14 protein-coding genes, 17 tRNA genes and 3 rRNA genes are annotated in these 26,218 nt (G+C 41.6%); 32 read left to right on the top strand and 2 right to left on the bottom strand.

Annotated features, from left to right (window positions below):
• The first annotated feature begins 109 nt into the window (after positions 1 to 109).
• The gene (thiC, locus tag ABC382_RS14265; RefSeq protein WP_274795262.1) at positions 110 to 1,888 is read left to right on the top strand and encodes a phosphomethylpyrimidine synthase ThiC; all 1,779 of its coding nucleotides are present in this window, start codon (positions 110 to 112) and stop codon (positions 1,886 to 1,888) included.
• A 118-nt stretch (positions 1,889 to 2,006) separates the two neighbouring features.
• Here thiC and ABC382_RS14260 read toward each other — a convergent pair whose 3' ends face one another.
• Both ABC382_RS14260 and ABC382_RS14255 read right to left on the bottom strand, forming a co-directional pair.
• Complete coding sequence (locus ABC382_RS14260) at positions 2,007 to 3,512, bottom strand: catalase (RefSeq protein ID WP_274795263.1); 1,506 nt, start codon at positions 3,510 to 3,512, stop codon at positions 2,007 to 2,009.
• A 284-nt stretch (positions 3,513 to 3,796) separates the two neighbouring features.
• Positions 3,797 to 5,251: a helix-turn-helix domain-containing protein gene (locus tag ABC382_RS14255; RefSeq protein ID WP_274795264.1), complete on the bottom strand. Its 1,455-nt coding sequence runs from the start codon at positions 5,249 to 5,251 to the stop codon at positions 3,797 to 3,799.
• Positions 5,252 to 5,649: 398 nt separating this feature from the next.
• Between ABC382_RS14255 and hutH the strand changes: the two genes are divergently transcribed.
• The 31 genes from hutH to ABC382_RS14100 all read left to right on the top strand — a co-directional run bounded on the left by hutH (position 5,650) and on the right by ABC382_RS14100 (position 26,184).
• Positions 5,650 to 7,164 (top strand): histidine ammonia-lyase, encoded by a 1,515-nt coding sequence (gene hutH, locus ABC382_RS14250; RefSeq protein WP_274795265.1) that lies wholly within the window; start codon positions 5,650 to 5,652, stop codon positions 7,162 to 7,164.
• A gap of 70 nt (positions 7,165 to 7,234) precedes the next feature.
• Entirely contained in the window at positions 7,235 to 8,563 is a 1,329-nt protein-coding gene (locus ABC382_RS14245; RefSeq protein ID WP_274795266.1) for a YjiH family protein, read from the top strand.
• Between the two features lie 15 nt (positions 8,564 to 8,578).
• The gene (hutU, locus tag ABC382_RS14240; RefSeq protein ID WP_274795267.1) at positions 8,579 to 10,249 is read left to right on the top strand and encodes a urocanate hydratase; all 1,671 of its coding nucleotides are present in this window, start codon (positions 8,579 to 8,581) and stop codon (positions 10,247 to 10,249) included.
• Positions 10,246 to 11,523, top strand: a complete 1,278-nt coding sequence (gene hutI, locus ABC382_RS14235) for an imidazolonepropionase (RefSeq protein WP_274795268.1) — start codon at positions 10,246 to 10,248, stop codon at positions 11,521 to 11,523. Before hutU ends, hutI begins: the two co-directional genes overlap by 4 nt.
• A 152-nt stretch (positions 11,524 to 11,675) precedes the next feature.
• A complete protein-coding gene (locus ABC382_RS14230; RefSeq protein ID WP_322612096.1) occupies positions 11,676 to 12,476 on the top strand; it encodes an NUDIX domain-containing protein in 801 nt (266 codons plus the stop codon).
• 84 nt (positions 12,477 to 12,560) lie between these two features.
• Complete coding sequence (locus tag ABC382_RS14225; protein ID WP_412926946.1) at positions 12,561 to 13,115, top strand: cysteine hydrolase family protein; 555 nt, start codon at positions 12,561 to 12,563, stop codon at positions 13,113 to 13,115.
• A gap of 23 nt (positions 13,116 to 13,138) precedes the next feature.
• The gene (locus tag ABC382_RS14220; protein WP_412926945.1) at positions 13,139 to 14,605 is read left to right on the top strand and encodes a nicotinate phosphoribosyltransferase; all 1,467 of its coding nucleotides are present in this window, start codon (positions 13,139 to 13,141) and stop codon (positions 14,603 to 14,605) included.
• Positions 14,606 to 14,610: 5 nt separating this feature from the next.
• Positions 14,611 to 15,225: a nicotinate-nucleotide adenylyltransferase gene (nadD, locus tag ABC382_RS14215; protein WP_274795272.1), complete on the top strand. Its 615-nt coding sequence runs from the start codon at positions 14,611 to 14,613 to the stop codon at positions 15,223 to 15,225.
• A gap of 162 nt (positions 15,226 to 15,387) precedes the next feature.
• Positions 15,388 to 17,241, top strand: coding sequence for an SLC13 family permease (locus ABC382_RS14210; protein ID WP_412926944.1), 1,854 nt, complete (start codon positions 15,388 to 15,390; stop codon positions 17,239 to 17,241).
• Positions 17,242 to 17,790: 549 nt separating this feature from the next.
• Positions 17,791 to 19,342 (top strand): 16S ribosomal RNA (locus ABC382_RS14205).
• Positions 19,343 to 19,647: 305 nt separating this feature from the next.
• Positions 19,648 to 22,575, top strand: a 23S ribosomal RNA gene (locus ABC382_RS14200).
• A 64-nt stretch (positions 22,576 to 22,639) separates the two neighbouring features.
• Positions 22,640 to 22,755: ribosomal RNA gene (gene rrf / locus ABC382_RS14195) — 5S ribosomal RNA — on the top strand.
• Together the 16S, 23S and 5S rRNA genes with 17 tRNA genes alongside form the textbook arrangement of a ribosomal RNA operon.
• Before the next feature lie 11 nt (positions 22,756 to 22,766).
• Positions 22,767 to 22,842: transfer RNA gene (locus tag ABC382_RS14190), tRNA-Val, on the top strand.
• 3 nt (positions 22,843 to 22,845) lie between these two features.
• Positions 22,846 to 22,921, top strand: a tRNA-Asp gene (locus ABC382_RS14185).
• Between the two features lie 8 nt (positions 22,922 to 22,929).
• Positions 22,930 to 23,005: transfer RNA gene (locus ABC382_RS14180), tRNA-Thr, on the top strand.
• A gap of 7 nt (positions 23,006 to 23,012) precedes the next feature.
• Positions 23,013 to 23,096 (top strand) — tRNA-Tyr (locus tag ABC382_RS14175).
• A 4-nt stretch (positions 23,097 to 23,100) separates the two neighbouring features.
• Positions 23,101 to 23,174: transfer RNA gene (locus tag ABC382_RS14170), tRNA-Trp, on the top strand.
• A 47-nt stretch (positions 23,175 to 23,221) separates the two neighbouring features.
• Positions 23,222 to 23,297: transfer RNA gene (locus ABC382_RS14165), tRNA-His, on the top strand.
• A 9-nt stretch (positions 23,298 to 23,306) separates the two neighbouring features.
• Positions 23,307 to 23,381: transfer RNA gene (locus ABC382_RS14160), tRNA-Gln, on the top strand.
• 14 nt (positions 23,382 to 23,395) lie between these two features.
• Positions 23,396 to 23,468, top strand: a tRNA-Lys gene (locus ABC382_RS14155).
• A 17-nt stretch (positions 23,469 to 23,485) separates the two neighbouring features.
• A tRNA-Arg gene (locus ABC382_RS14150) sits at positions 23,486 to 23,562 on the top strand.
• 14 nt (positions 23,563 to 23,576) lie between these two features.
• Positions 23,577 to 23,653, top strand: a tRNA-Pro gene (locus tag ABC382_RS14145).
• Positions 23,654 to 23,667: 14 nt separating this feature from the next.
• Positions 23,668 to 23,743: transfer RNA gene (locus tag ABC382_RS14140), tRNA-Ala, on the top strand.
• 13 nt (positions 23,744 to 23,756) lie between these two features.
• Positions 23,757 to 23,849 (top strand) — tRNA-Ser (locus ABC382_RS14135).
• A gap of 4 nt (positions 23,850 to 23,853) precedes the next feature.
• A tRNA-Phe gene (locus ABC382_RS14130) sits at positions 23,854 to 23,929 on the top strand.
• A 6-nt stretch (positions 23,930 to 23,935) separates the two neighbouring features.
• Positions 23,936 to 24,009: transfer RNA gene (locus ABC382_RS14125), tRNA-Gly, on the top strand.
• A 4-nt stretch (positions 24,010 to 24,013) separates the two neighbouring features.
• A tRNA-Ile gene (locus tag ABC382_RS14120) sits at positions 24,014 to 24,087 on the top strand.
• A 7-nt stretch (positions 24,088 to 24,094) separates the two neighbouring features.
• Positions 24,095 to 24,171 (top strand) — tRNA-Asn (locus tag ABC382_RS14115).
• Between the two features lies 1 nt (position 24,172).
• Positions 24,173 to 24,244, top strand: a tRNA-Glu gene (locus ABC382_RS14110).
• A 289-nt stretch (positions 24,245 to 24,533) separates the two neighbouring features.
• The gene (locus ABC382_RS14105) at positions 24,534 to 25,580 is read left to right on the top strand and encodes a nitric oxide synthase oxygenase (RefSeq protein WP_341385399.1); all 1,047 of its coding nucleotides are present in this window, start codon (positions 24,534 to 24,536) and stop codon (positions 25,578 to 25,580) included.
• A gap of 73 nt (positions 25,581 to 25,653) precedes the next feature.
• Complete coding sequence (locus ABC382_RS14100; RefSeq protein ID WP_312507499.1) at positions 25,654 to 26,184, top strand: TraB/GumN family protein; 531 nt, start codon at positions 25,654 to 25,656, stop codon at positions 26,182 to 26,184.
• Positions 26,185 to 26,218: the final 34 nt, after the last annotated feature.

The raw sequence follows: 26,218 nt of genomic DNA, 5'->3' as shown, positions 1-26,218 counted from the left end.
TTCGTGGCCGGATCCAAATAATTATTTTGGATTCGGCCTTTATTTATTTGTTAGGGTGAGCTAGATCCGGTCCTTGTAACAAAAAACATTTAAGGGAGAGAAGTAGCTCATGTCAGCAATTAGTGAAAAGAACATTACGATTATGTCTAGCTTTGAAGGAAGCAAAAAGGTGTATGTTGAAGGTTCCCGTCCGGATATTTTAGTACCAATGCGAGAAATTGCATTAAGTCCGACAACAGGAAGCTTTGGAAATGAAGAAAACGCCCCTATTCGAGTATATGATACGAGTGGTCCCTATACAGATCCATCTTATCAAGTAGATATTACAAAAGGTTTACCTGCCTTACGAAGTGGATGGATTCAAGAGCGAGGAGATGTAGAAGCATATGAGGGCCGCTCTATAAAACCGGAGGATAATGGTTTTCGTCGTGCAGATGATCCGCGTAATCATGAAAATGTCTTTCCTGAATTGGCAAGAAAGCCTTTACGAGCAAAAAAAGGGAGAAATGTAACGCAGCTGCATTATGCAAGACAGGGGATTATTACACCTGAAATGGAGTTTGTAGCGATACGTGAAAATATGGATCCAGAATTTGTCCGATCTGAAATTGCAGCTGGGCGCGCTATTATGCCTTCTAATATTAATCATCCAGAGGCGGAGCCAATGATCATCGGTCGTAACTTCCATGTGAAAATCAATGCCAATATTGGGAATTCCGCGGTATCGTCTTCTATAGCAGAAGAGGTTGAAAAAATGACATGGGCAACACGCTGGGGTGCTGATAATATTATGGATCTTTCAACAGGTAAGCATATTCATACAACGAGAGAATGGATTATTCGAAATGCAGCGGTACCAGTGGGGACAGTGCCAATTTATCAAGCATTGGAAAAGGTAAATGGCGTAGCAGAGGATTTAACGTGGGAAGTTTACCGTGATACGCTTATTGAGCAAGCCGAGCAGGGTGTAGATTATTTCACGATTCATGCAGGTGTACTATTACGCTATGTTCCCCTTACAGCTAATCGTGTAACGGGAATTGTATCTCGTGGTGGTTCTATTATGGCACAGTGGTGTTTATATCATCATCAAGAGAATTTCCTTTATACTCATTTTGAGGAAATCTGTGAAATTATGAAGACTTATGATGTTGCTTTTTCTTTAGGTGATGGCCTACGTCCAGGTTCAATTGCAGACGCCAATGATGAAGCCCAATTTGCAGAGCTTGAAACACTAGGTGAACTAACACAGATTGCGTGGAAACATGATGTTCAAGTGATGGTGGAGGGGCCAGGTCATGTACCGATGCATCTGATTAAAGAAAACATGGACAAGCAATTAGAAGTTTGTAAGGAGGCGCCTTTTTATACGTTAGGTCCACTTACAACGGATATTGCTCCAGGCTATGACCACATTACATCGGCTATTGGGGCAGCGATGATTGGCTGGTTTGGGACAGCAATGCTCTGCTATGTGACACCAAAGGAGCACCTTGGCTTACCTAATCGCGAGGATGTTCGAGTGGGAGTAATTACGTATAAAATAGCGGCACATGCGGCAGATTTAGCGAAGGGGCATCCTGGTGCACAACGCCGAGATGATGCACTATCAAAAGCACGTTTTGAATTCCGCTGGCGTGATCAATTCAATCTATCTCTCGATCCAGAAAGAGCGGTGGAGTATCATGATGAGACTTTGCCAGCAGAAGGAGCAAAAACAGCACACTTTTGCTCTATGTGTGGTCCTAAGTTCTGTAGTATGCGAATTTCACAAGATATTCGAAATTATGCTAAAGAAAAAGACTTGAATACGACAGAAGCGATCCATCGAGGTATGAAGGAAAAGGCAGAGGAATTTAAAAAAGCGGGTAGTCAGATTTATCAATAATGTAAAAAGGCTTGTGTTGTAGTATCGACACAAGCCTTTTGTGATTAAAAAACTCCATGTGAGTGAAAAATTCACATGGAGTAAAAATTGGATTTGGATATCAATAATAAGTGGAATATTAAACGTTTGTTGGTTGTTTTACATATGGGTTTGTAAGATCCATACCTTCTAATGAAAGACCCATTGCTTTTGCTACACCTTCACCATATGCTGGATCTGCTAAATAGCAGTGAAGGATGTGACGGCGCTTGATGAATTCTTCAACAGAAGCCATATCATTTGCCGTATTTTCAAATAGACGTTGTTGCTCTTCTGCCGTCATAAGTCGGAATAGTTTACCTGGTTGTTCAAAGTAATTGTTGTCGTCTTCACGGAAGTCGTGAATACCTGCATGACCATCGATACGTAATTCAGGCTCTTTATAGTCTAAGTTATGCTCCCATTCACCATAGCTATTTGGTTCATAACCTAGTGTTGAACCAAGGTTGCCATCAAAACGCATTGCACCATCACGGTGGAAAGTGCGGAATGGACATTTCGGTGCGTTAACAGGAAGCATATAGTGGTTAACACCGAGACGATAACGCTGTGCATCTGCATATGCAAAGATACGACCTTGTAACATTTTATCTGGTGAGAAGCTAATACCAGGAACAATATTAGACGGTGCAAATGCAGCTTGTTCAACTTCTGCAAAATAGTTGTCCGGGTTTTTGTTTAACTCAAACTCACCCACTGGAATTAATGGGAAGTCTTTTTTATACCATACCTTTGTTAAATCAAATGGGTTGTATGGTAGCTCGCGAGCTTGCTCTTCAGTCATTACCTGAATGTACATTTTCCATTTAGGGAAATCGCCTTTTTCGATTGCTTCATATAAATCACGTTGTGAAGATTCGCGGTCTTGACCAATGATGTCATTAGCTTCAGCGCCAGTTAAGTTTTTAATGCCTTGCTCTGTACGGAAGTGGAATTTAACCCAAACACGTTCATTATCAGCATTGATAAAGCTATACGTATGAGAACCAAAACCATGCATATTGCGGTAACCAGCTGGAATACCACGGTCAGACATTACGATTGTCACTTGGTGAAGTGCTTCTGGTAATGAAGTCCAGAAATCCCAGTTAGAATTAGCGTTTTTCATATTTGTACGTGGGTCACGTTTTACCACGTGGTTTAAATCTGTGAAGTGTAATGGGTCGCGGAAGAAGAATACAGGTGTATTATTACCTACTAAATCCCAGTTACCTTCTTCTGTATAGAATTTAAGAGCAAAGCCACGGATATCGCGCTCAGCATCTGCCGCACCACGTTCACCTGCAACTGTAGAGAAACGTGCGAACATTTCTGTTTTTTTGCCAATCTCTGAGAAGATTTTAGCTTTTGTATATTGAGTAATATCATGCGTTACAGTAAAAGTACCAAATGCACCTGAACCTTTTGCGTGCATACGACGCTCAGGAATTACTTCACGGTTGAAATTTGCTAATTTTTCTACTAACCATACATCTTGAAGTAAAAGAGGGCCACGTGGACCTGCTGACATAGAGTCATGGTTACTTACTACTGGAGCGCCACCTGCTGTTGTAAAACGACGGCTACGATCATTTGCGTTTGTCATATTAGTTTACCTCCTGAAAAAAATGTGAGTCAAACTCTTCATCTATAACTATAACAAATATAAAATAGAATTGCTAGTACATTATAATAATTATCGTTAAAGAATTTATATATTTAAGTATAAACTATAAATATATGCGCTATACAGAAGTAATATACATAGTTTTTCACTTGAATTTTGCTTAGCTAATCTCAATTTGTAAAGTAATAAAGAGAAATGACTGCGTTAAAAATATCTTTATTGAAAATAAAGTGAGCTAATTGAAAACTATTTTAAACAAACTTTTATTTTTTTCTATATCGGTTTGGCGTAATACCAGTTTGTTGTTTAAAGATTTTAATGAAATAATTTGGATCATCAAATCCATTTAAATGAGCAATCTCACTAATTGCAAAATCTGTTTCTAGTAGCATTTTTGTAGCATGATGAATTCTAACTTGCTGTAAATAGCGCTTAAATGGCAGGCCTTGCTTCTTAGAGAAAATCGTACTTAAATAATTAGGACTAATTCCGAGCTTATGAGCAACAAAGGGTAGAGATAATGCACTATCTTTAAAGTGTTGATCAATTATTTCTAAAGCTAGTTCAACATAATCGGCTCTTTTCTCCATCCGGGCTTCTCTTGCTAACTCGATTAAAGTTTGTGTAAAAGAAATAATGCTGTTGAGAATAGTATAAAAAATAGGATGCTCGATAATGATGTGAAATAGCTGACGATAGTTTTGTTCAATAACAGCTTTTTCATGTAATTTATATTTCAACATAAAGCGCCGGATTTGTGCTAAGACACTTGTCAGATGAATACGTAAATCATCTTGTTCATAATAGATTCCCTCATTAGAAAGTCGATATAAAAAAGTTTTAACAGCCTCTAAGTTTCCATCTTCCAAACTACTTATTAATAATTGTTGCTCCTCTGGTGTTAGTAATGGATCAAAGGGCTGTGTTTCAAATTGTTTGCTGGCATAAAAAATATGACCAAAGCCTTCGTAAAAACTTTGATGTAGTGCACGCTTTGTTAATGCATACATATTTTTAATGGTTGTAGGTGTTCCATCATATATCCCGATATTTAAAGAACTATTACTAATCAAACGCCATTCCTTCATTAACGTTCGAACATCCTTCTCCACCATTTTTATATCGTCTGTGTCAAAAAGACATACGATTTTATTGGATAGAGGATATGTTTTCATATGGAAATGAATTGGAGTTTGTTGGAGCCAAGTGTAGAGCTTATTAAATGTCTCGTGATGCTCGGGTTCAATCATTGTAAAATGCAAAGTAGGTTCAATAGAGCTAGATTTGTTATCTAAAAATAATTGATAATAAAAGGAATCATTTGTCGCCTCTTGTGCATAATCTGTAATTTTTGGTGTGCGAAGAGAAATGGCAGCGAGTTTTTGCTTTAATAGTTCTAAGTCAATTGGTTTCACAAAAAGATGGGCAACCTGTAAATCAATTGCTTTTAATGCATTTTTAAATAGGGGTTCTGTCGTCATTGCTAGAATGGCACCGGATAGTTTTTGTAAATCTCGATAAAGAGCGTTTAAGCGATTATTAGGAAATAAATCGATATTTAAAAGAATCGCATCTGGTTCAAATTGTCGAATACTTTGAGTCACTTCTGAAATACTTGTACACATTTCAATAAAAACATCTCCAGGAAAATATGTATGTAAAAACCATTTTATGCCTGCTAATTCGGTTGGGTCACGATCAATTAATAACAGCTTCATACCATCAATCCTCCTTAAAATATTCTAGTTTCATATAAGATTACGATTATATTAATAAAAATAACATAAGAATCTGAAAAAAGTCTTGTTTTCTCTTTTAAAATTCTCTATATTCTGAAAAAGGTAGTTAGTACAATGTAAATAGAGTAATTGAACAACTATCAGCAACATCGATTTTTGCAATGAAAACGCTTAAAAGTGTTTTAATGCTGATGTTTTAACTATTACGATGAAATAAATCCCCCAGTGGATTTCGCAGATTTTGAAGAGGAGCTTTTTGAGCAATTTCGAGAAAATCTGGACGCATTGTTTTTCTACGTAAAAGCTAAGCGTCAACGGCTATGATGCCGAGGCGTAATTGATTTACATAGTTACATAAGGGAATAGGAGGATGTCATGTGAATTCGATCATCGAGCTTGATGGCAATACATTAACAAGACAACAAATTGAGGAAATCGTAAAGGGGCAAGCAACTGTAGCACTTTCTGCAGATAGTTTAGAACGAATTCGTTTAAGTAGAGAGCGTATCGAAAAACGTTTAGCAGAAGGGCAAACGATTTATGGTGTAAATACAGGGTTTGGAAAACTCAGCAATATAAAAATTGAAGAAGAAGATATTGAATTATTACAGTTGAATTTACTACGTTCAGATGCAACGGGTGTTGGCGAACCATTCCCAACTGATGTTGTACGCGCAATGATGGTGTTACGTGCTAATGCATTGGCTAGAGGATTTTCTGGTATTCGTGAAGAAACCGTCCAGCTGTTATTAGATCTTATTAATAAAGGCGTGCATCCAATTGTTCCATCACAAGGTTCGGTAGGAGCAAGTGGTGATTTAGCGCCATTATCCCATTTGGCATTAGTACTAGTGGGTGAAGGTAAGGCAGAGTTCAACGGAGAAAAAATGAGTGGTAGCGAGGCGTTAAAGCAAGCTGGATTAACACCAGTTCGACTACAAGCGAAAGAGGGTCTGGCACTTGTTAACGGTACGCAAGCAATGACAGGTATTGGAGTTTTAACGGTCAATGAAGCTGAACGAATTGGACTTGCAGCAGATATGGCGGCTAGTTTGACGCTAGAAGCATTGAAGGGCATTACGTCAGCATTTGATCCAGCGCTATTAGCTGTAAGACCACATCCAGAATTAGAGCTGGTTGGTGGACGTATTCGTAAGTGGCTTGATGGTAGTAAACGTGTAACAAAGCAAGGGGAAATTCGCATGCAAGATGCGTATTCGCTACGCTGTATTCCGCAAGTACACGGTGCATCTTGGCAGTCATTTTTCTATGCAGAGAACCGCGTTCAAACGGAAATGAATGCTACGACAGATAATCCGATTGTATTAGAGAGTGGTGAAGTATTGTCGGGAGGTCATTTCCATGGTCAACCGATTGCTTTAGCAATGGACTTTTTGAAAATTGGTGTAAGTGAATGGGCTAATATTTCAGAACGTCGTACAGAACGTATGGTAAATCCACAGCTTAACGAAGGCTTACCGCCATTTTTAGCGACAAATCCTGGAATTGAATGTGGACTGATGATTGCACAATATACAGCGGCTTCCATTGTCTCAGAAAATAAAGTCTTGGCACATCCCTCTAGTGTGGATTCTATTCCGACATCAGGCAACCAAGAGGATCATGTGAGTATGGGCACAACTTCGGCTCGTCAAGTACGTCAAATTGTTCACAATGCGGCTCGTGTTATAGCAATAGAGTTGATTTGTGCATCACAGGCAATTCATTTAGATAAAGCGGAAGAGCAATTATCTCCAACAACTCGAAAGTATTTAGAAAAAGTGCGTGAATTCTGTCCACCATTATTAGCAGATCAACCAATCGGTGATGAAATTGAAGCATTGGCTAAGTATTTATTAGCAAGTGATGATCTAGTTAATGAGTATGTGTAAATTAATTGAATAAACTTGTTAGAAATTAAAGTTAAAAGCTCTTTCTAAATAATATCTGAGGGGGACTTGGATGGAATTTCAACAACAAGAGCTGAGGCAAGACTCGGTTTTCCGAGCTTCCTCCGCTTTGAAAATGATTATATGCAGTTTAGTCGGAATATTCAGTTTTTTTGTTTCGTTTGAATGGCAAGGCAAAGATACAATCTTAATCGATCATATTGTGAACTTTATCCGTGCAGAGGTACCACTATTGGTGACTGCATATGTTCTGATCATGCTCGTAGGGGGAGCATTACTTCCATTTTTAACTAAAAAATGGAATAACTCAATTGTTAGTATTGTGTTATCTATTTTTAAAGTGTGTGGAATGGTAGCAGGAATTTTATTAATTTTTAATTTAGCACCGGGATGGCTAGCGAACGAAAGTATTGGACCGTATTTGATGGAGAAGCTTATTAAGCCTGTAGGAGTACTGATTCCAATTGGTTCATTATTTCTAGCACTTCTTGTAAGCTATGGGCTACTTGAATACATTGGTGTGTTAACGCAACCGTTTATGAAGCCAATCTTTAAAACACCTGGACGGTCAGCAGTTGATGCTGTTGCCTCATTCGTGGGTAGTTATTCGGTTGGTTTACTTCTAACAAACCGTGTCTATATGGAAGGGCGTTATACAGCGAAAGAAGCTGCTATTATTGCGACCGGCTTCTCTACTGTATCGGCAACGTTTATGGTAGTCATTGCGAGTACGCTTGATATTATGCAGCATTGGAATGCATTCTTCTGGGTATCGCTCGTAGTAACATTTGTGGTCACGGCCATAACAGCTCGTATATATCCACTTCGTTCAATGAAGGATGAATATTACCAGGGTTCGACACCTATGCCCGAAAAGATCGTTAAGAAGGATCGTTTTAAGGAAGCTTGGCGACAAGCGATGGAGGCTGTAGAGCAAAACCCACCTTTATCCAAAATTTTATGGATGAATTTGAAGGATGGTTTCATTATGGCAATGGGTGTTATTCCTTCTATTCTATCAATAGGTTTACTTGGATTGGTTCTTGCGACGTACACGCCTATTTTTGATTGGTTAGCTTATATTTTTGTACCTTTCACTTACGTACTACAAATTCCAGAGCCATTTTTAGCAGCCAAGGCCCTATCTTTATCGCTTGCAGAGGTATTTTTACCAGCACTTGTCGTGACACAAGCACCACTCGTAACAAAATTTATTGTAGCAGTAGTATCCATTTCGGCTATATTGTTCTTCTCAGCCGTTATTCCACTAATTTTATCATCTGAAATTCCATTGACGTTGCGTCAAATTTTACTGATTTGGTTTGAGCGTGTCGTATTAACTTTAATTATCGTAACACCTATAGCATTTTTACTATTTTAAAGGAGAGTGTTTTGTATGGTATTTAAAACAGAAATTCGTGCACCACGTGGAAATGAACTAACATGTAAGGGTTGGACACAAGAAGCAGCTATGCGTATGCTAATGAACAATTTGGACCCAGAGGTTGCAGAAAACCCGGATGAACTGATTGTTTATGGAGGTATTGGTAAGGCTGCCCGTAACTGGGAGAGCTATGAACAAATAATTGCTTCTTTAAAAGAATTAGAAAATGATGAAACATTGCTCATTCAATCTGGGAAGCCAGTAGCTGTTTTCCGTACACACGAGCATTCCCCACGTGTATTAATTGCCAATTCAAACCTTGTTCCTGCATGGGCAAATTGGGATCATTTCTATGAATTAGAAGATAGAGATTTAATGATGTATGGTCAAATGACTGCAGGAAGCTGGATTTATATTGGTGCTCAAGGTATTTTACAAGGTACTTATTTATCGTTTGTTGAAGCAGGGAAAAAAGTATTTGGCACTGCGGATTTACGTGGTAAATTCATCCTTACAGGTGGTATGGGTGGCATGAGTGGTGCACAGCCATTAGCTGGAAAAATGGCAGGAGCTGTAATTCTAGTTGTTGAAGTAGAACGTGCACGCATTGAACGTAAAATTAAAGAAGGTTACTGTGATTACATTGTGGAAACGGTGGACGAAGCAATTGCCTTAGTGAATAAATTACGTGACCAAAAAGAGCCTGCATCAATTGGTCTTGTTGGTAACTGTGCAGACGTCAATCGTGAACTGCTAAATCGAGGGATTATTCCAGACTTTGTAACAGATCAGACATCTGCACATGACCCTATTAATGGCTATGTACCAAACGGCATGACATTTGAAGAAGCACTAGAACTGCGTAAATCAGATGTTAAAACATATGAACGAAAAGCGAAGGAAACAATGGCAGAACATGTGCGGACAATGCTAGAGTTCCAAGAAGCGGGCGCTGAAGTATTTGATTATGGTAATAACATTCGTGCATACGCTAAAGAGATGGGTGTAACAAATGCCTTTGATTTCCCAGGCTTTGTACCAGCATATATTCGTCCATTGTTCTGTGAAGGCAAGGGCCCATTCCGTTGGGCGGCTCTTTCAGGAGACCCAGAGGATATTTATAAAACAGATGCACTTGCGAAAGAGATGTTCGCTGAAGATGAAGGCCTTGTTAACTGGATTGATATGGCGCAAAAAATGGTTAAATGGCAAGGCTTACCTGCACGTATTTGCTGGTTAGGCTATGGTGATCGCCACCGTTTTGCATTAAAAGTAAATGAAATGGTTGCCAATGGTGAATTATCAGCGCCAATTGTCTTTGGCCGTGATCATTTAGATTCAGGTTCAGTGGCATCGCCAAACCGTGAAACAGAAGGAATGTTGGATGGTTCGGATGCAGTATCCGATTGGCCAATTTTAAATGCTCTTGTCAATACAGCGAGTGGTGCAAGCTGGGTAAGTGTACACCATGGTGGTGGTGTTGGAATGGGTTATTCCCAACATGCAGGCCAAGTGCTAGTAGCAGATGGATCTGAGCTTGCTGCAGAAAAAATTGCACGTGTATTAGTTTCAGATCCAGGGATGGGCGTTGTTCGTCATGCAGATGCAGGCTATGACATTGCTATTAATACAGCGAAAAACAAAGGTGTGCATATACCAATGTTAAAGGGTGATGTGAAGTGACCATTTTAATCAAGAATGCCAATGAAGTGATTACATTAAAAAGTAACATACAAGGTCCGCGTACGAAGGAACAAATGCGTGAAATTGCAGTGGTAGAAAACGGCTCTGTTCTTATTGAGGCAGATCATATTGTTGCTGTTGGAGCTTTGGATCAACTAGAGGTAGACTTTCCTGATTTAGTAAAGAAAGCGGAGACTATTGATGCTTCAGGTAAGATAGTTATGCCAGGGTTAGTTGATTGTCATACACATTTAGTACATGGTGGGACTCGTGAACAAGAGTTTAATATGCGACTTAATGGTTCTACCTACATGGAAATTATGAATGCTGGTGGTGGCATTCACGCTACAACTAAACGTACACGGGAAACTAGCTTTGAAGATTTATATGAAAAAACGATGCAACACTTAGATGTATTTTTAAAGCATGGTGTGACAACAGTTGAAGCGAAATCAGGCTATGGCTTGGATTGGGAAACAGAAAAGAAGCAGCTGGAGGTAGCAAAACAATTACAAGCTACACATGACATTGATGTCGTGAGTACATTTATGGGAGCGCATGCAGTACCGCGAGACTATAAAGGTCGTGAGGATGAATTTGTTGATGTCGTCATCAAGGATATGTTACCTAAAGTGGCCGAGCTAGAACTAGCTGAATTTAATGATGTATTTTGTGAAAAAGGTGTATTCACACCAGAGCAATCTCAACGAATTTTAGAAGCGGGGAAAGCACTTGGTTTAACCCCGAAAATACATGCTGATGAAATCGAGCCATATAAAGGTGCAGAGCTTGCTGCGGAAGTAGGGGCAATTTCGGCAGAGCATTTGTTAGTGGCATCGGATGAAGGTATTAAAAAAATGGCTGAAGCAGGTACAATTGCTGTCTTGCTACCGGGAACAGCATTCTTCTTACGGGCACCATTTGCAAGAGGACGCCTAATGATTGATGAAGGGGTGCCCGTAGCAATCTCAACGGACTTTAATCCTGGATCATCTCCGACAATGAGTCTACCATTTATTATGAATTTAGCTTGTATGCATATGGGTATGACATTGGAGGAAGTATTAACAGCTACAACGATTAATGCGGCTTATGCACTGAATCGGGGCGAACAAATAGGGTCCCTTGAAGCGGACAAAAAAGCGGACGTTGTGATTCTAGATGTTGCTAATTACAAGCAATTACAATACTTCTACGGTATGAACCATACACATACGGTCATCAAAAATGGTCAAGTTGTTGTGCAAAATGGAATTCTGCTGAAAGATCAATAATATTATGGGCATAAATAAGGCTAGAAAGCTTTATTTATGCTTTTTTTATATATAGGTTGCAATTACTTTGGTAATAGATTATAATTTATCTAAATAGTAATTCATAAATTACAAATTACTAAAACCTTGTTATTGATTGAAGGGGTTACTCAATGAAAAAATTTCATACTGAAGAAGAAGTGCTTGCGAATTATGATTCTTCAAAATATCAAACACCTGATGGGTATACAGCGGATATTGCTATTTTTACAATTACGTCAGAGAAAATAGAAGAAAAAGCACCTCCTCAAATGACACTGAAGATTATGTTAATTAAGCGTGCGGCAAAAGATGCTGAAGGAAACCCGAATATTGAAGGGGGAAAATGGGCACTTCCAGGAGGATTTGTAGATGCTGTTCAAAAGGAAACAGCATATATCGCTGCTAGAAGAGAATTAAAAGAAGAAACAAATGTAGAAGGTTTACATGTACAACATTTTGGTGTTTATGATGAAATCGATCGAGATCCACGTGGTTGGATGATATCGAATGCGTTTTATGCAATTGTTCCTGAGACATATATAGAGCAACGCCAAGCTAATGATGATGCTGATGATGTACAGTTATTTGATATAGAAAATGTATTTTCGCTACAGTTAGCTTTCGATCATCGAAGAATTATTACAGATGCGTTGGAATTTATTAAAAGGGATATGATACAAACGACAGTTGCCAAAAACTTTTTACCACAAGAGTTTACTTTATCTGAATTACAGCGGGTGCTCCTGACAGTTGGAGAAGATCCTCGAATTTCAAATGATTCAGTATTTTTTACAAAAGCACCTAAATTACCTTTTATCCAAAAAGTGTTAGATGAGGAAGGTAAACCGAAGAAAACGAAACGCAATTCATTTAGGCCTTCACAACTTTATACATTCACTGATTTTGAAATAGTGGAGTCCATCTATCATTAGGAAAGAGCCATCTTTCCTGATTGTTTTAAATGAAGTAATTTGTAATTTTAATATTACTAATTAATAAAGTGGAGTGATGAGACGATGATGAAAAAACGTGCATTAATTAATATTGATTATACAGTGGATTTTGTAGCGACAGATGGAGCTCTTACTTGTGGAGAGCCTGGGCAGTTACTCGAACATACAAATGTTGAATTAACAAAGGAATTTATTAAGAACGGTGATTTTACAGTTTTTGCGATAGATGTTCATGAACAGGGGGATGTCTACCATCCAGAAACAAAGCTATTCCCACCACATAATATTCGAAATACAGAAGGTAGAAATTTATATGGAGCATTAAAGCAACTATATGAGGCAAATAAAGAGCAGGATTGCGTCTATTACATGGATAAAACACGCTACTCTGCTTTTGCAGGAACAGATTTAGAATTGAAATTACGTGAAAGAGGAATTACTGAGCTTCACTTAATCGGCGTTTGTACAGATATCTGTGTTCTTCATACAGCAGTAGATGCTTATAATAAAGGGTTCGATATTGTCATTCATAAAAATGCTGTTGCCTCCTTTAACCAAGCAGGACATGAGTGGGCGTTAGGGCATTTCGAGCACACGCTCGGTGCCACTATTATTTGACAATAAGGGATGGAGGAGAAAACATGAAATATGCAGACGATAGCTTCATGTTACACACAGATTTATATCAAATTAATATGGTTCAAGCTTATTGGCAAGATGGTGTTCAACAACGAAAAGCTGTTTTTGAGCTATATTTTAGAAAACTTCCATTTGGCAATGGCTATGCGGTATTTGCTGGTTTGAAAAAAGTGATCGATTTTATTAATAACTTTAGATTTTCCCAAAGTGATATTCAATATTTACGAGAAGAGGGGAAATATCCAGAGGATTTTCTTCAATATCTGCAGGAGCTTAAGTTTACAGGAAGCATAAAGGGAATGAAAGAGGGTGAACTTGTCTTCGCCAATGAACCTATCCTGCGAATTGAAGCACCATTGGCAGAGGCCCAATTAATCGAAACCCCTTTGTTAAATATTGTGAACTACCAAACGCTCATCGCCACAAAGGCTTCACGTATCAAGCAAGTGACAGGTGAGGATATTGTTATGGAGTTCGGCACTCGACGTGCACATGAATTTGATGCTGCAATTTGGGGTACTCGGGCTGCTTATATAGGTGGATTTTCTGCAACAAGTAATGTGAGAGCGGGGAAATTGTTCGGTATTCCTGTGTCAGGAACTCATGCCCATGCAATGATTCAAACCTATCGAGATGAGTATACTGCTTTTAAAAAATATGCAGCAGCTCATAAAGACTGCGTTTTCTTAGTAGATACTTATGACACGCTACGTTCAGGCGTTCCTAATGCTATTCGTGTGGCAAAGGAGCTTGGAGATCAGATTAATTTTGTTGGTATTCGTTTAGACAGTGGCGATTTAGCCTACCTTTCAAAAGAGGCAAGAAAAATGCTAGATGAAGCAGGGTTTACAGAAGCTAAAATTATGGCTTCGAATGATTTGGACGAATATACAATCATGCATTTAAAATCGCAAGGTGCGCGAATCGATGCATGGGGCATCGGAACAAAGCTAATTACAGCCTACGATCAAGCTGCTCTTGGTGGAGTATACAAATTGGTTTCTATTGAAGATGAGAGGGGAGAAATGGTTGACACCATTAAAATTTCAGCAAATCCTGAGAAAGTAACTACACCAGGGCGTAAATGTGTTTACCGTATTATTAATAATGAGAATGGTCATGCTGAAGGGGACTATATTGCATTAGATGAAGAAAACATAGAACAAGAAGAAAGATTAAAAATGTTCCACCCTATTCATACGTATATTAGTAAATTTGTTACGAATTTTTCAGCAAAAGAGTTACATGAAAGTATTGTCGAAAAGGGAAAAGTGATTTATGAGGAACCGACTCTTCAAGAAATTCAAGCATATGCGAAGGAAAATTTACGTTTGCTCTGGTGTGAGTACAAACGAACAATGAATCCAGAAGAGTATCCAGTCGATTTAAGTCAAGCTTGCTGGGACAATAAAATGGCAAGCATACAGACAATTAAAGAAAAAATCTCACAAGGAAACAGCAGGAGGTAGATAAAATGGCGAGGATAGGTATTTATGGTTCATCTTTTGACCCTATTACCAATGTTCATCTTTGGACAGCAAGTACGGTCGCACACCGCTGTAAATTAGATAAAGTTATCTTTTTGCCATGCTCAAATAAACGCAAAGATAAAACGATAAAAACCGCTGATATTCATCGTTGGAATATGCTACAGCTCGCTATTGCTAAGGACGATCGTTTTATTGCAGATTCCTATGAGATGGACCAAGAAGGCTGGAACATCTACACATATGACACGATGAAATACTTTAGAGAAAAACATCCAGATGATGAAGTCCATTTTATCATGGGGGCTGATTTATTAGTGGATATTGGTGCAGGGCTGTGGAAAAAAGGCGACGCATTAGTAGCAGAAAATAAATTTATTGTAATGGCAAGACATGGCATTGATATGCTGTCCACGATTAGTCGTTCTCCTATATTAAGGAATCATGATGATGGTAGATTCCATCTAATCGATAAAGGGCTAGCGATGGAAATTAGTTCTACCTATATTCGAGAAGAATTTGCTATGCGGGGAGAACCAAGATACCTCTTGCCTAATGCATGTTACGACTATATTAAAGAACATCATCTTTATCAAAAATAGTAAAGTACGGTTAAAAGTGTGGATAGGTGCCACACTTTTTTAATTTTGAAAAGATGGTGAATTTTATCATATGCTCCTCTAGGTAAGCTATAATAAAAAGAGCAATAACATACAATCTTTTTGCTGGTAATAATTATAATGATTAATGTTAGAAAGGAATTCATGGATGTGCAACTTACATTAACATTTCTTATTTTAGGAGTAACGATTTTCGCATTTGTGACCAATAAAGTACGGGCAGATCTTGTAGCAATTGTGTCACTTCTAGCATTTGTCATTACGAATATTTTAACGCCAGCCGAGGCATTAGCTGGTTTTTCTAACTCTGTTGTTTTAATGATTGCAGGGTTATTTGTCGTGGGTGCAGGAATTTTACGGACAGGACTTGCAGGAATGGCAGGGCAACTTTTACTTAAGTGGTCTGGTAATAGTGAGCTAAAACTATTTGTGTTACTGCTTATTATTGTAGGATCAGTCGGTGCCTTTATGAGTAATACCGGTACTGTAGCACTAATGATGCCGATAGTCGTGAGTATAGCAATTAGTATGAAAGTCAGCCCTTCTAAATTTCTTCTACCACTTTCATATGTAGCAAGTCTTTCTGGGCTGATGACTTTGATTGCATCACCAACAAATTTAATCGTTAGTCAGTTATTGGTCGACCGAGGCTATCATAAACTTGGCTTTTTTGAAGTGACCCCTATTGGTATTATCGGGATGATTGCGGGGATAACTTACTTAGTACTTGTGCGTAATATTTTGTTACCAAAGGATCGTAATCGAACTCAGACAAATGAGGGGTATAAACTTTCACCTAAGAAAATTATTAAGCAATATGATTTAAATAATCGCCTATTTAAAATCTCTGTTCCTGATGAATCACCTATTATTGAAACATCTTTAGCAGAATTAAAACTGCCAGCTACGTATATGCTTTGTATGATGAAAATTCATCGTAAATCTCAGGAGGGCATTAACTTATTACCGATGACTTATCAAGAAATGGCTGGTCCAACAAGTGTTATACATGCAAAAGACGAGCTATATGTTCAAGGTGAAGAAGAGGATATTCGTCGGTTTGTTGAGGATTATCAGCTTGAGATGCAAGGATTAGTAGAAGGAGAAGCCGACGAACTAGTATCGAAACATCTTGGTATTGCAGAAGTATTGCTCACACCTAATTCAAGCTTTATCAATGAAACGGTCAGCTCTCTTGGATTCCGAGAAAAATATAACTTAAATATCATTGGTATTAATCGTAGAGGTGGCTATAAGCTCCAAGATATGGTTTCACATAAATTGAAATTTGGAGATGCGATATTAGTGCAAGGAGCATGGGATGAAATTCTTTTGTTAGCAAGAGAGACCCAGGATGTTGTGGTTGTCGGTCAGCCTAAGGAACATGCAAGTGTAGCAGCGGCTACAGGCAAAGCTGGTATTGCAGGTATTATTATGTTGTTCATGATTTTTTTGATGGCATTCGAAATTTTTCCTGCTGTCATCTCGGTCATGATTGGTGCTGTCCTAATGATATTGACGGGTTGTTTAAGAAACATGGAAGATGCCTATAGCAATATGAATTTTGAAAGTATTGTGCTTGTAGCTGCTATGCTGCCAATGGCGACAGCATTAGAAAAAACAGGAGGCATGTCTATTTTATCTGATGGGATCATCAATGCTCTAGGCGATTTCGGACCTTATGGTGTACTAATAGGTGTTTATATTTTAACTGCTGTATTTGGTCAATTTATTAGTAATACAGCAACTGCAGTATTGTTTGCGCCGATTGCCATGAGTGCCGCCATTGCAATGGATGTAAGTCCCACAACATTTATGATTGCAGTTGCGGTAGCCGCAAGTATGGCATTTGCTACACCAATTGCTTCCCCAACAAATGCACTAGTAATGACAGCAGGGGGCTATAAATTTATGGACTTTGTCAGAATAGGGGTTCCATTACAAATTGTTATGTTCATTGTCATGATGGTAGCCATCCCATTCTTTTTCCCATTTTAAAATCTCAGGCTATCCATCTAAAGGAATCGAGAAGTACTTCTCGATTCTTTTCTAATTGATCACGTGGAGTAGATTTGATGTTTCGTCCGTCATAAATGTAAATGAAAAAGAACATAGAGAAAGTCTCAACTTTTTTTAGTCTATCTTTAGGTTGAAAACTCAATTTTAATATTCAATTATTTTGATTATAGTTCTAAAAAAAACTACTAAATTATTATCGAGGGATATGCTAAAATAAAATACAACAGCTAGTGAAAACATCTTTATTAGCCAAAATATTTTATGTTATTAATATAGGAAGTTTTCCTGCTTTGAGAAAAAACTTAATTTTTTTTTAGAAAAAGTGTTGACCTTTTAAAAATAAGGGTGTAGTATTATACAAGTCGCCACGGTGACACGCTAAAATAAAGCAAAACATGAACCTTGAAAACTGAACAAGCAAAACGTAATCAATAAAGTTTTAAGTAACTAGTTTTGGCTAGTGAACGAAACAAAATTTTGGACATCAAAATTGATGCCAGCAAAACAATTTGAGCTAATCAAATTTCTTTTATGGAGAGTTTGATCCTGGCTCAGGACGAACGCTGGCGGCGTGCCTAATACATGCAAGTCGAGCGAACAGAGAAGGAGCTTGCTCCTTTGACGTTAGCGGCGGACGGGTGAGTAACACGTGGGCAACCTACCTTATAGTTTGGGATAACTCCGGGAAACCGGGGCTAATACCGAATAATCTGTTCCACCTCATGGTGAAACACTGAAAGACGGTTTCGGCTGTCGCTATAAGATGGGCCCGCGGCGCATTAGCTAGTTGGTGAGGTAACGGCTCACCAAGGCGACGATGCGTAGCCGACCTGAGAGGGTGATCGGCCACACTGGGACTGAGACACGGCCCAGACTCCTACGGGAGGCAGCAGTAGGGAATCTTCCACAATGGGCGAAAGCCTGATGGAGCAACGCCGCGTGAGTGAAGAAGGTTTTCGGATCGTAAAACTCTGTTGTAAGGGAAGAACAAGTACAGTAGTAACTGGCTGTACCTTGACGGTACCTTATTAGAAAGCCACGGCTAACTACGTGCCAGCAGCCGCGGTAATACGTAGGTGGCAAGCGTTGTCCGGAATTATTGGGCGTAAAGCGCGCGCAGGCGGTCCTTTAAGTCTGATGTGAAAGCCCACGGCTCAACCGTGGAGGGTCATTGGAAACTGGGGGACTTGAGTGCAGAAGAGGAAAGTGGAATTCCAAGTGTAGCGGTGAAATGCGTAGAGATTTGGAGGAACACCAGTGGCGAAGGCGACTTTCTGGTCTGTAACTGACGCTGAGGCGCGAAAGCGTGGGGAGCAAACAGGATTAGATACCCTGGTAGTCCACGCCGTAAACGATGAGTGCTAAGTGTTAGGGGGTTTCCGCCCCTTAGTGCTGCAGCTAACGCATTAAGCACTCCGCCTGGGGAGTACGGTCGCAAGACTGAAACTCAAAGGAATTGACGGGGGCCCGCACAAGCGGTGGAGCATGTGGTTTAATTCGAAGCAACGCGAAGAACCTTACCAGGTCTTGACATCCCGTTGACCACTGTAGAGATATAGTTTCCCCTTCGGGGGCAACGGTGACAGGTGGTGCATGGTTGTCGTCAGCTCGTGTCGTGAGATGTTGGGTTAAGTCCCGCAACGAGCGCAACCCTTGATCTTAGTTGCCATCATTTAGTTGGGCACTCTAAGGTGACTGCCGGTGACAAACCGGAGGAAGGTGGGGATGACGTCAAATCATCATGCCCCTTATGACCTGGGCTACACACGTGCTACAATGGACGATACAAACGGTTGCCAACTCGCGAGAGGGAGCTAATCCGATAAAGTCGTTCTCAGTTCGGATTGTAGGCTGCAACTCGCCTACATGAAGCCGGAATCGCTAGTAATCGCGGATCAGCATGCCGCGGTGAATACGTTCCCGGGCCTTGTACACACCGCCCGTCACACCACGAGAGTTTGTAACACCCGAAGTCGGTGAGGTAACCTTTTGGAGCCAGCCGCCGAAGGTGGGATAGATGATTGGGGTGAAGTCGTAACAAGGTAGCCGTATCGGAAGGTGCGGCTGGATCACCTCCTTTCTAAGGATTATTTCGGAATACAAACCTAGGGTTTGTAAGATTACGTTTTGCGTTCAGTTTTGAAGGTTCATTCTTCCGAATGAAATACTTCAAAACTTGTTCTTTGAAAACTGGATAAAACGACATTGAAATTGTAACAAACACATTTATTTTTTAAGTTTTTTATAGGCTTAATAACATTAGTAAGGTTTCAAGACACAAGCAGTTCTAGGAAGCAATCGAGTGAATGAAGGAGCGTACTTCAGTACGTGACTGATTGAACGAGTGAAGCTGACAACGAAATGCGATGTGTATTGAAAGCTGTAGGTTAAGTTATTAAGGGCGCACGGCGAATGCCTTGGCACTAGGAGCCGAAGAAGGACGGCACTAACACCGATATGCTTCGGGGAGCTGTAAGTGAGCTTTGATCCGGAGATTTCCGAATGGGGGAACCCACTACGTTTAATCGCGTAGTATCTTGACGTGAATACATAGCGTCTTGAAGGCAGACCCAGGGAACTGAAACATCTAAGTACCTGGAGGAAGAGAAAGAAAAATCGATTCCCTGAGTAGCGGCGAGCGAAACGGGAAGAGCCCAAACCAAGAGGCTTGCCTCTTGGGGTTGTAGGACACTCTATACGGAGTTACAAAAGAGCGAGTTAGATGAAGCGACTTGGAAAGGTCCGCCAGAGCAGGTAAAAGCCCTGTAGTCGAAAGTTCGTTCTCTCCTGAGTGGATCCTGAGTACGGCGGAACACGTGAAATTCCGTCGGAATCCGGGAGGACCATCTCCCAAGGCTAAATACTACCTAGTGACCGATAGTGAACCAGTACCGTGAGGGAAAGGTGAAAAGCACCCCGGAAGGGGAGTGAAAGAGATCCTGAAACCGTGTGCCTACAAGTAGTTAGAGCCCGTTAATGGGTGATAGCGTGCCTTTTGTAGAATGAACCGGCGAGTTACGATTACGTGCGAGGTTAAGCTTTAGAAGGCGGAGCCGCAGCGAAAGCGAGTCTGAATAGGGCGAAATAGTACGTGGTCGTAGACCCGAAACCAGGTGATCTACCCATGTCCAGGGTGAAGGTAAGGTAACACTTACTGGAGGCCCGAACCCACGCACGTTGAAAAGTGCGGGGATGAGGTGTGGGTAGCGGAGAAATTCCAATCGAACTTGGAGATAGCTGGTTCTCTCCGAAATAGCTTTAGGGCTAGCCTCGTGATGAGAATACTGGAGGTAGAGCACTGTTTGGACTAGGGGGCCATCCCGGTTTACCGAATTCAGACAAACTCCGAATGCCAGATATTTATACACGGGAGTCAGACTGCGAGTGATAAGATCCGTAGTCAAAAGGGAAACAGCCCAGACCACCAGCTAAGGTCCCAAAGTAATCGTTAAGTGGAAAAGGATGTGGCGTTGCACAGACAACCAGGATGTTGGCTTAGAAGCAGCCATCATTTAAAGAGTGCGTAATAGCTCACTGGTCGAGTGACGCTGCGCCGAAAATGTATCGGGGCTAAACGATTCACCGAAGCTGTGGATTGACATCTACGATGTCAGTGGTAGGAGAGCGTTCTAAGTGCGTTGAAGTCAGACCGGAAGGACTGGTGGAGCGCTTAGAAGTGAGAATGCCGGTATGAGTAGCGAAAGACGGGTGAGAATCCCGTCCACCGTATGACTAAGGTTTCCTGAGGAAGGCTCGTCCGCTCAGGGTTAGTCGGGACCTAAGCCGAGGCCGACAGGCGTAGGCGATGGACAACAGGTTGATATTCCTGTACCACCTCCTCACCGTTTGAGAAATGGGGGGACGCAGTAGGATAGGGTAAGCGCGCTGTTGGTTATGCGCGTCCAAGCAGTAAGGCGTGTGTGTAGGCAAATCCGCACACTGTAACGTTGAGCTGTGATGGCGAGTCCGTATGGACGAAGTTCCTGATTTCACACTGCCAAGAAAAGCCTCTATCGAGGTGAGAGGTGCCCGTACCGCAAACCGACACAGGTAGTCGAGGAGAGAATCCTAAGGTGTGCGAGAGAACTCTCGTTAAGGAACTCGGCAAAATGACCCCGTAACTTCGGGAGAAGGGGTGCTCTTGAGCGTGCAAGCGCATGAGAGCCGCAGTGAATAGGCCCAGGCGACTGTTTAGCAAAAACACAGGTCTCTGCAAAACCGTAAGGTGACGTATAGGGGCTGACGCCTGCCCGGTGCTGGAAGGTTAAGAGGAGTGGTTAGCGCAAGCGAAGCTGCGAATTGAAGCCCCAGTAAACGGCGGCCGTAACTATAACGGTCCTAAGGTAGCGAAATTCCTTGTCGGGTAAGTTCCGACCCGCACGAAAGGCGTAACGATCTGGGCACTGTCTCAACGAGAGACTCGGTGAAATTATAGTACCTGTGAAGATGCAGGTTACCCGCGACAGGACGGAAAGACCCCGTGGAGCTTTACTGTAGCCTGATATTGAATTTTGGTACAACTTGTACAGGATAGGTAGGAGCCAGAGATCTCGGAGCGCCAGCTTCGAAGGAGGCGTCGGTGGGATACTACCCTGGTTGTATTGAAATTCTAACCCATGCCCCTTAGCGGGGCAGGAGACAGTGTCAGGCGGACAGTTTGACTGGGGCGGTCGCCTCCTAAAAGGTAACGGAGGCGCCCAAAGGTTCCCTCAGAATGGTTGGAAATCATTCGTAGAGTGTAAAGGCACAAGGGAGCTTGACTGCGAGACCTACAAGTCGAGCAGGGTCGAAAGACGGGCTTAGTGATCCGGTGGTTCCGCATGGAAGGGCCATCGCTCAACGGATAAAAGCTACCCCGGGGATAACAGGCTTATCTCCCCCAAGAGTCCACATCGACGGGGAGGTTTGGCACCTCGATGTCGGCTCATCGCATCCTGGGGCTGTAGTCGGTCCCAAGGGTTGGGCTGTTCGCCCATTAAAGCGGTACGCGAGCTGGGTTCAGAACGTCGTGAGACAGTTCGGTCCCTATCCGTCGTGGGCGTAGGAAATTTGAGAGGAGCTGTCCTTAGTACGAGAGGACCGGGATGGACACACCGCTGGTGTACCAGTTGTCTTGCCAAAGGCATCGCTGGGTAGCTATGTGTGGACGGGATAAGTGCTGAAAGCATCTAAGCATGAAGCCCCCCTCAAGATGAGATTTCCCATTACGCAAGTAAGTAAGATCCCTCAAAGACGATGAGGTAGATAGGTTCGAGGTGGAAGTGTGGTGACACATGGAGCTGACGAATACTAATCGATCGAGGACTTAACCAAATTGTTTGAAGCATTCAATGTACGTTTATCTAGTTTTGAAAGAATAACCTTTCAACTGAATAAGTGAAGTGATGATGGCAAAGAGGCCACACCCGTTCCCATACCGAACACGGAAGTTAAGCTCTTTAGCGCCGATGGTAGTTGGGGGCTTCCCCCTGTGAGAGTAGGACGTCGCTTCGCTTATTTTTTGTGGAGGATTAGCTCAGCTGGGAGAGCACCTGCCTTACAAGCAGGGGGTCGGCGGTTCGAGCCCGTCATCCTCCACCATATGGTCCCGTGGTGTAGCGGTTAACATGCCTGCCTGTCACGCAGGAGATCGCCGGTTCGATCCCGGTCGGGACCGCCATTATTTTTGCCGGTGTAGCTCAGTTGGTAGAGCAACTGACTTGTAATCAGTAGGTCGTGGGTTCGACTCCTATCGCCGGCACCATTCCCTTGGAGGGGTAGCGAAGTGGCTAAACGCGGCGGACTGTAAATCCGCTCCTTAGGGTTCGGCGGTTCGAATCCGTCCCCCTCCACCATTTTAGGGGCATAGTTCAACGGTAGAATAGAGGTCTCCAAAACCTTTGGTGTGGGTTCGATTCCTACTGCCCCTGCCAGGTATTGAGGTACTCGTTCATATACAGCTGTTATGATTTATATAGTGGCGATTGTGGCGAAGTGGTTAACGCATCGGATTGTGGTTCCGACATTCGTGGGTTCGATTCCCATCAGTCGCCCCATTTCAACATTGGGGTATAGCCAAGCGGTAAGGCAACGGATTTTGATTCCGTCATGCCTAGGTTCGAATCCTAGTACCCCAGCCATTTTTTTCTTTAACGAGCCATTAGCTCAGTTGGTAGAGCATCTGACTTTTAATCAGAGGGTCGAAGGTTCGAGTCCTTCATGGCTCATCATTTTTATTTACTAAGCGCCCGTAGCTCAATTGGATAGAGCGTCTGACTACGGATCAGAAGGTTATGGGTTCGACTCCTGTCGGGCGCGCCAATAAATGTATTTTACGGAATGTAGCTCAGCTTGGTAGAGCACTTGGTTTGGGACCAAGGGGTCGTAGGTTCGAATCCTGTCATTCCGACCATCTTTTATTTAAATGGGGCCTTAGCTCAGCTGGGAGAGCGCCTGCCTTGCACGCAGGAGGTCAGCGGTTCGATCCCGCTAGGCTCCACCATTTCAATATTTTTGGAGGTATACCCAAGTCTGGCTGAAGGGATCGGTCTTGAAAACCGACAGGCGGGTAACACCGCGCGGGGGTTCGAATCCCTCTACCTCCTCCATTTCGGGTCAGTAGCTCAGTTGGTAGAGCATTAGATTGAAGCTCTAAGTGTCGGCGGTTCGATTCCGTCCTGACCCACCATTATTTGCGGGTGTAGTTTAATGGTAAAACCTCAGCCTTCCAAGCTGATGTCGTGAGTTCGATTCTCATCACCCGCTCCAAAATGGGCCTATAGCTCAGCTGGTTAGAGCGCACGCCTGATAAGCGTGAGGTCGATGGTTCGAGTCCATTTAGGCCCATCATTATTCCGAAGTAGCTCAGTTGGTAGTAGCACCTGACTGTTAATCAGGTTGTCGCAGGTTCGAGTCCTGCCTTCGGAGCCACGGCCCGTTGGTCAAGTGGTTAAGACACCGCCCTTTCACGGCGGTAACACGGGTTCGAATCCCGTACGGGTCATCAAGCATGTAGCACAGATGTGTGTTACATGCTTTTTTCTATATGTAGATGTTCAACCAAGACTATAAAACCATTAAAAGGTTCTGTAGCTTTTTTATGGTGAACATAGGACAGTATAAATGCTTTAGCTCATTTCAAGGTCCTGTTCCATTTATCAATCACATGTTTCACCCACTAATAAATTTGAACAAACTATTTCATATATGCAATATGTATGTTTTTTCAACAGCTATTTTCATGGTGCTTGCCGTATCGTTGCTCTAATATGAGGATAAGTGGAGGAATCGATATGAGTATACAGGAGATAGAGCAATTCTTAAGTCAATATCAGAAAGAACAAAATAAATCAGATCTTTGGTTAGAGAATAGATTGCAAGAGATTAAGAGTGAAGGTGAATATTACCCCACAACAGAGGAACTAGTTTTTGGAGCACGTGTCGCATGGCGTAATAGTAACAAATGTATTGGACGCTTGTTTTGGCAGTCATTGCATGTAGTAGACGCACGAGATCTTTTAGACGAAGAGGATATTTTTCGAAAATTACTAGAGCATATCGAGTATGCAACAAATAGTGGGAAAATCCGCCCTACAATAACCGTGTTTGCCTCAGATCGAGTACGGATTTGGAATCACCAACTTATCCGTTATGCGGGCTATGAAACGGAATTAGGTGTTATAGGTGATTCTCATTCTGTTGCGTTTACACAAGTATGTGAAACGCTAGGCTGGAAAAGTGAGAGAACAGCTTTTGATGTGTTACCACTTGTTATACAAGTAGATGGGCGAGCTCCAAGGCTGTTTACAATTCCAGCAGAATATATTTTAGAGGTGCCAATCCGCCATCCAGAGGAAGCTGAAATAGAAAAATTAGAGATGAAATGGTATGCTGTACCCATTATCTCGAGTATGCGTTTTCGAATGGCAGGCATTGATTACCAAGCTGCTCCTTTTAATGGTTGGTATATGGGGACAGAAATTGGAGCACGTAATTTAGCTGATCATGACCGCTATAATATGCTACCAGCTATTGCTGAGATTTTTAATCTTGATACAACCAAACAAGCTTCTCTTTGGCGTGATCGTGCATTAGTGGAGCTTAATATAGCAGTTCTCCATTCCTTTAAAGAAGATGGGGTAAGCATTGTCGATCATCATACAGCGGCTCAGCAGTTTAAATTATTTGAGGAAGCAGAGCTATCGGCTGAACGGGAAGTTACAGGCAACTGGACATGGTTAATTCCACCGCTTTCACCTGCAACAACGCATATTTTCCATAAGCCCTATGTAAATGTCTATCATACACCAAATTATTTTTATCAAAAACCATGCTATTAACAATAGAAGACTCTTCAATTTCCTATCAGTAAATTTATCAATTAATTGTATTTTAAGAAGAGGGTGATCCACTATGTTGGAGCAGCAAATTCCAGATATCCCGTGGCAACAATTGACCACACCTTATGGAAGAGGTGCAGCCATTCCGCAGCTGATTGAAGAGGAAAATTACCGACAACTAGCTGAGTTAATTGAACATCAAGGTACACTTTGGCAGGTGACACCATGGGTTTTGTTAATCCTTTTAAAAAAGCTGGGTAGCCAAGATAGGGAGGATGTCTCCTTACAAGAAATTGAACTTTATTTAGCCGTTGCTCAGGCGATTACTGTGGATTATTTAGAGCCAACACAAACTGTTCAACCCATGCAGAAGCTGCTAGATAGAAACTACTTATGGACAGAAAATGAAGAGGATGACGATCAAGAGTGGGAAAGAGAAACGCCGACGGGCTATGAGCAGACAGCATTTTTAAGCTATTATTATTTCAGCTATCTACTCTTACAAGAGGCTATCCCTAGTTTAACGGCTATTACAGTGCACAATAACGAAGCAGCAGACCGTCTTGCGGAACTGCTAAGGTTATTAGAGCAGCTGAATAAATAGGTTGATAAAAAAGCAGATGAGAAACATATGCCAT

The sequence above is a fragment of the Lysinibacillus phoenicis genome, from assembly GCF_047238325.1.
Classification (GTDB): Bacteria; Bacillota; Bacilli; order Bacillales_A; family Planococcaceae; genus Lysinibacillus; species Lysinibacillus irui.
Note: the sequence above shows the minus strand (reverse complement) of the source record. Positions and strands in the feature narration are given on the sequence as shown.

Coding starts and splice junctions, on each gene's coding strand:
- ABC382_RS14245 (WP_274795266.1), top strand. CDS start 7,235: ATGGAATTTCAACAACAAGAGCTGAGGCAAGACTCGGTTTTCCGAGCT.
- ABC382_RS14220 (WP_412926945.1), top strand. CDS start 13,139: ATGAAATATGCAGACGATAGCTTCATGTTACACACAGATTTATATCAA.
- hutU (WP_274795267.1), top strand. CDS start 8,579: ATGGTATTTAAAACAGAAATTCGTGCACCACGTGGAAATGAACTAACA.
- ABC382_RS14260 (WP_274795263.1), bottom strand. CDS start 3,512: ATGACAAACGCAAATGATCGTAGCCGTCGTTTTACAACAGCAGGTGGC.
- ABC382_RS14230 (WP_322612096.1), top strand. CDS start 11,676: ATGAAAAAATTTCATACTGAAGAAGAAGTGCTTGCGAATTATGATTCT.
- ABC382_RS14225 (WP_412926946.1), top strand. CDS start 12,561: ATGATGAAAAAACGTGCATTAATTAATATTGATTATACAGTGGATTTT.
- ABC382_RS14100 (WP_312507499.1), top strand. CDS start 25,654: ATGTTGGAGCAGCAAATTCCAGATATCCCGTGGCAACAATTGACCACA.
- ABC382_RS14255 (WP_274795264.1), bottom strand. CDS start 5,251: ATGAAGCTGTTATTAATTGATCGTGACCCAACCGAATTAGCAGGCATA.
- nadD (WP_274795272.1), top strand. CDS start 14,611: ATGGCGAGGATAGGTATTTATGGTTCATCTTTTGACCCTATTACCAAT.
- ABC382_RS14210 (WP_412926944.1), top strand. CDS start 15,388: ATGGATGTGCAACTTACATTAACATTTCTTATTTTAGGAGTAACGATT.
- ABC382_RS14105 (WP_341385399.1), top strand. CDS start 24,534: ATGAGTATACAGGAGATAGAGCAATTCTTAAGTCAATATCAGAAAGAA.
- thiC (WP_274795262.1), top strand. CDS start 110: ATGTCAGCAATTAGTGAAAAGAACATTACGATTATGTCTAGCTTTGAA.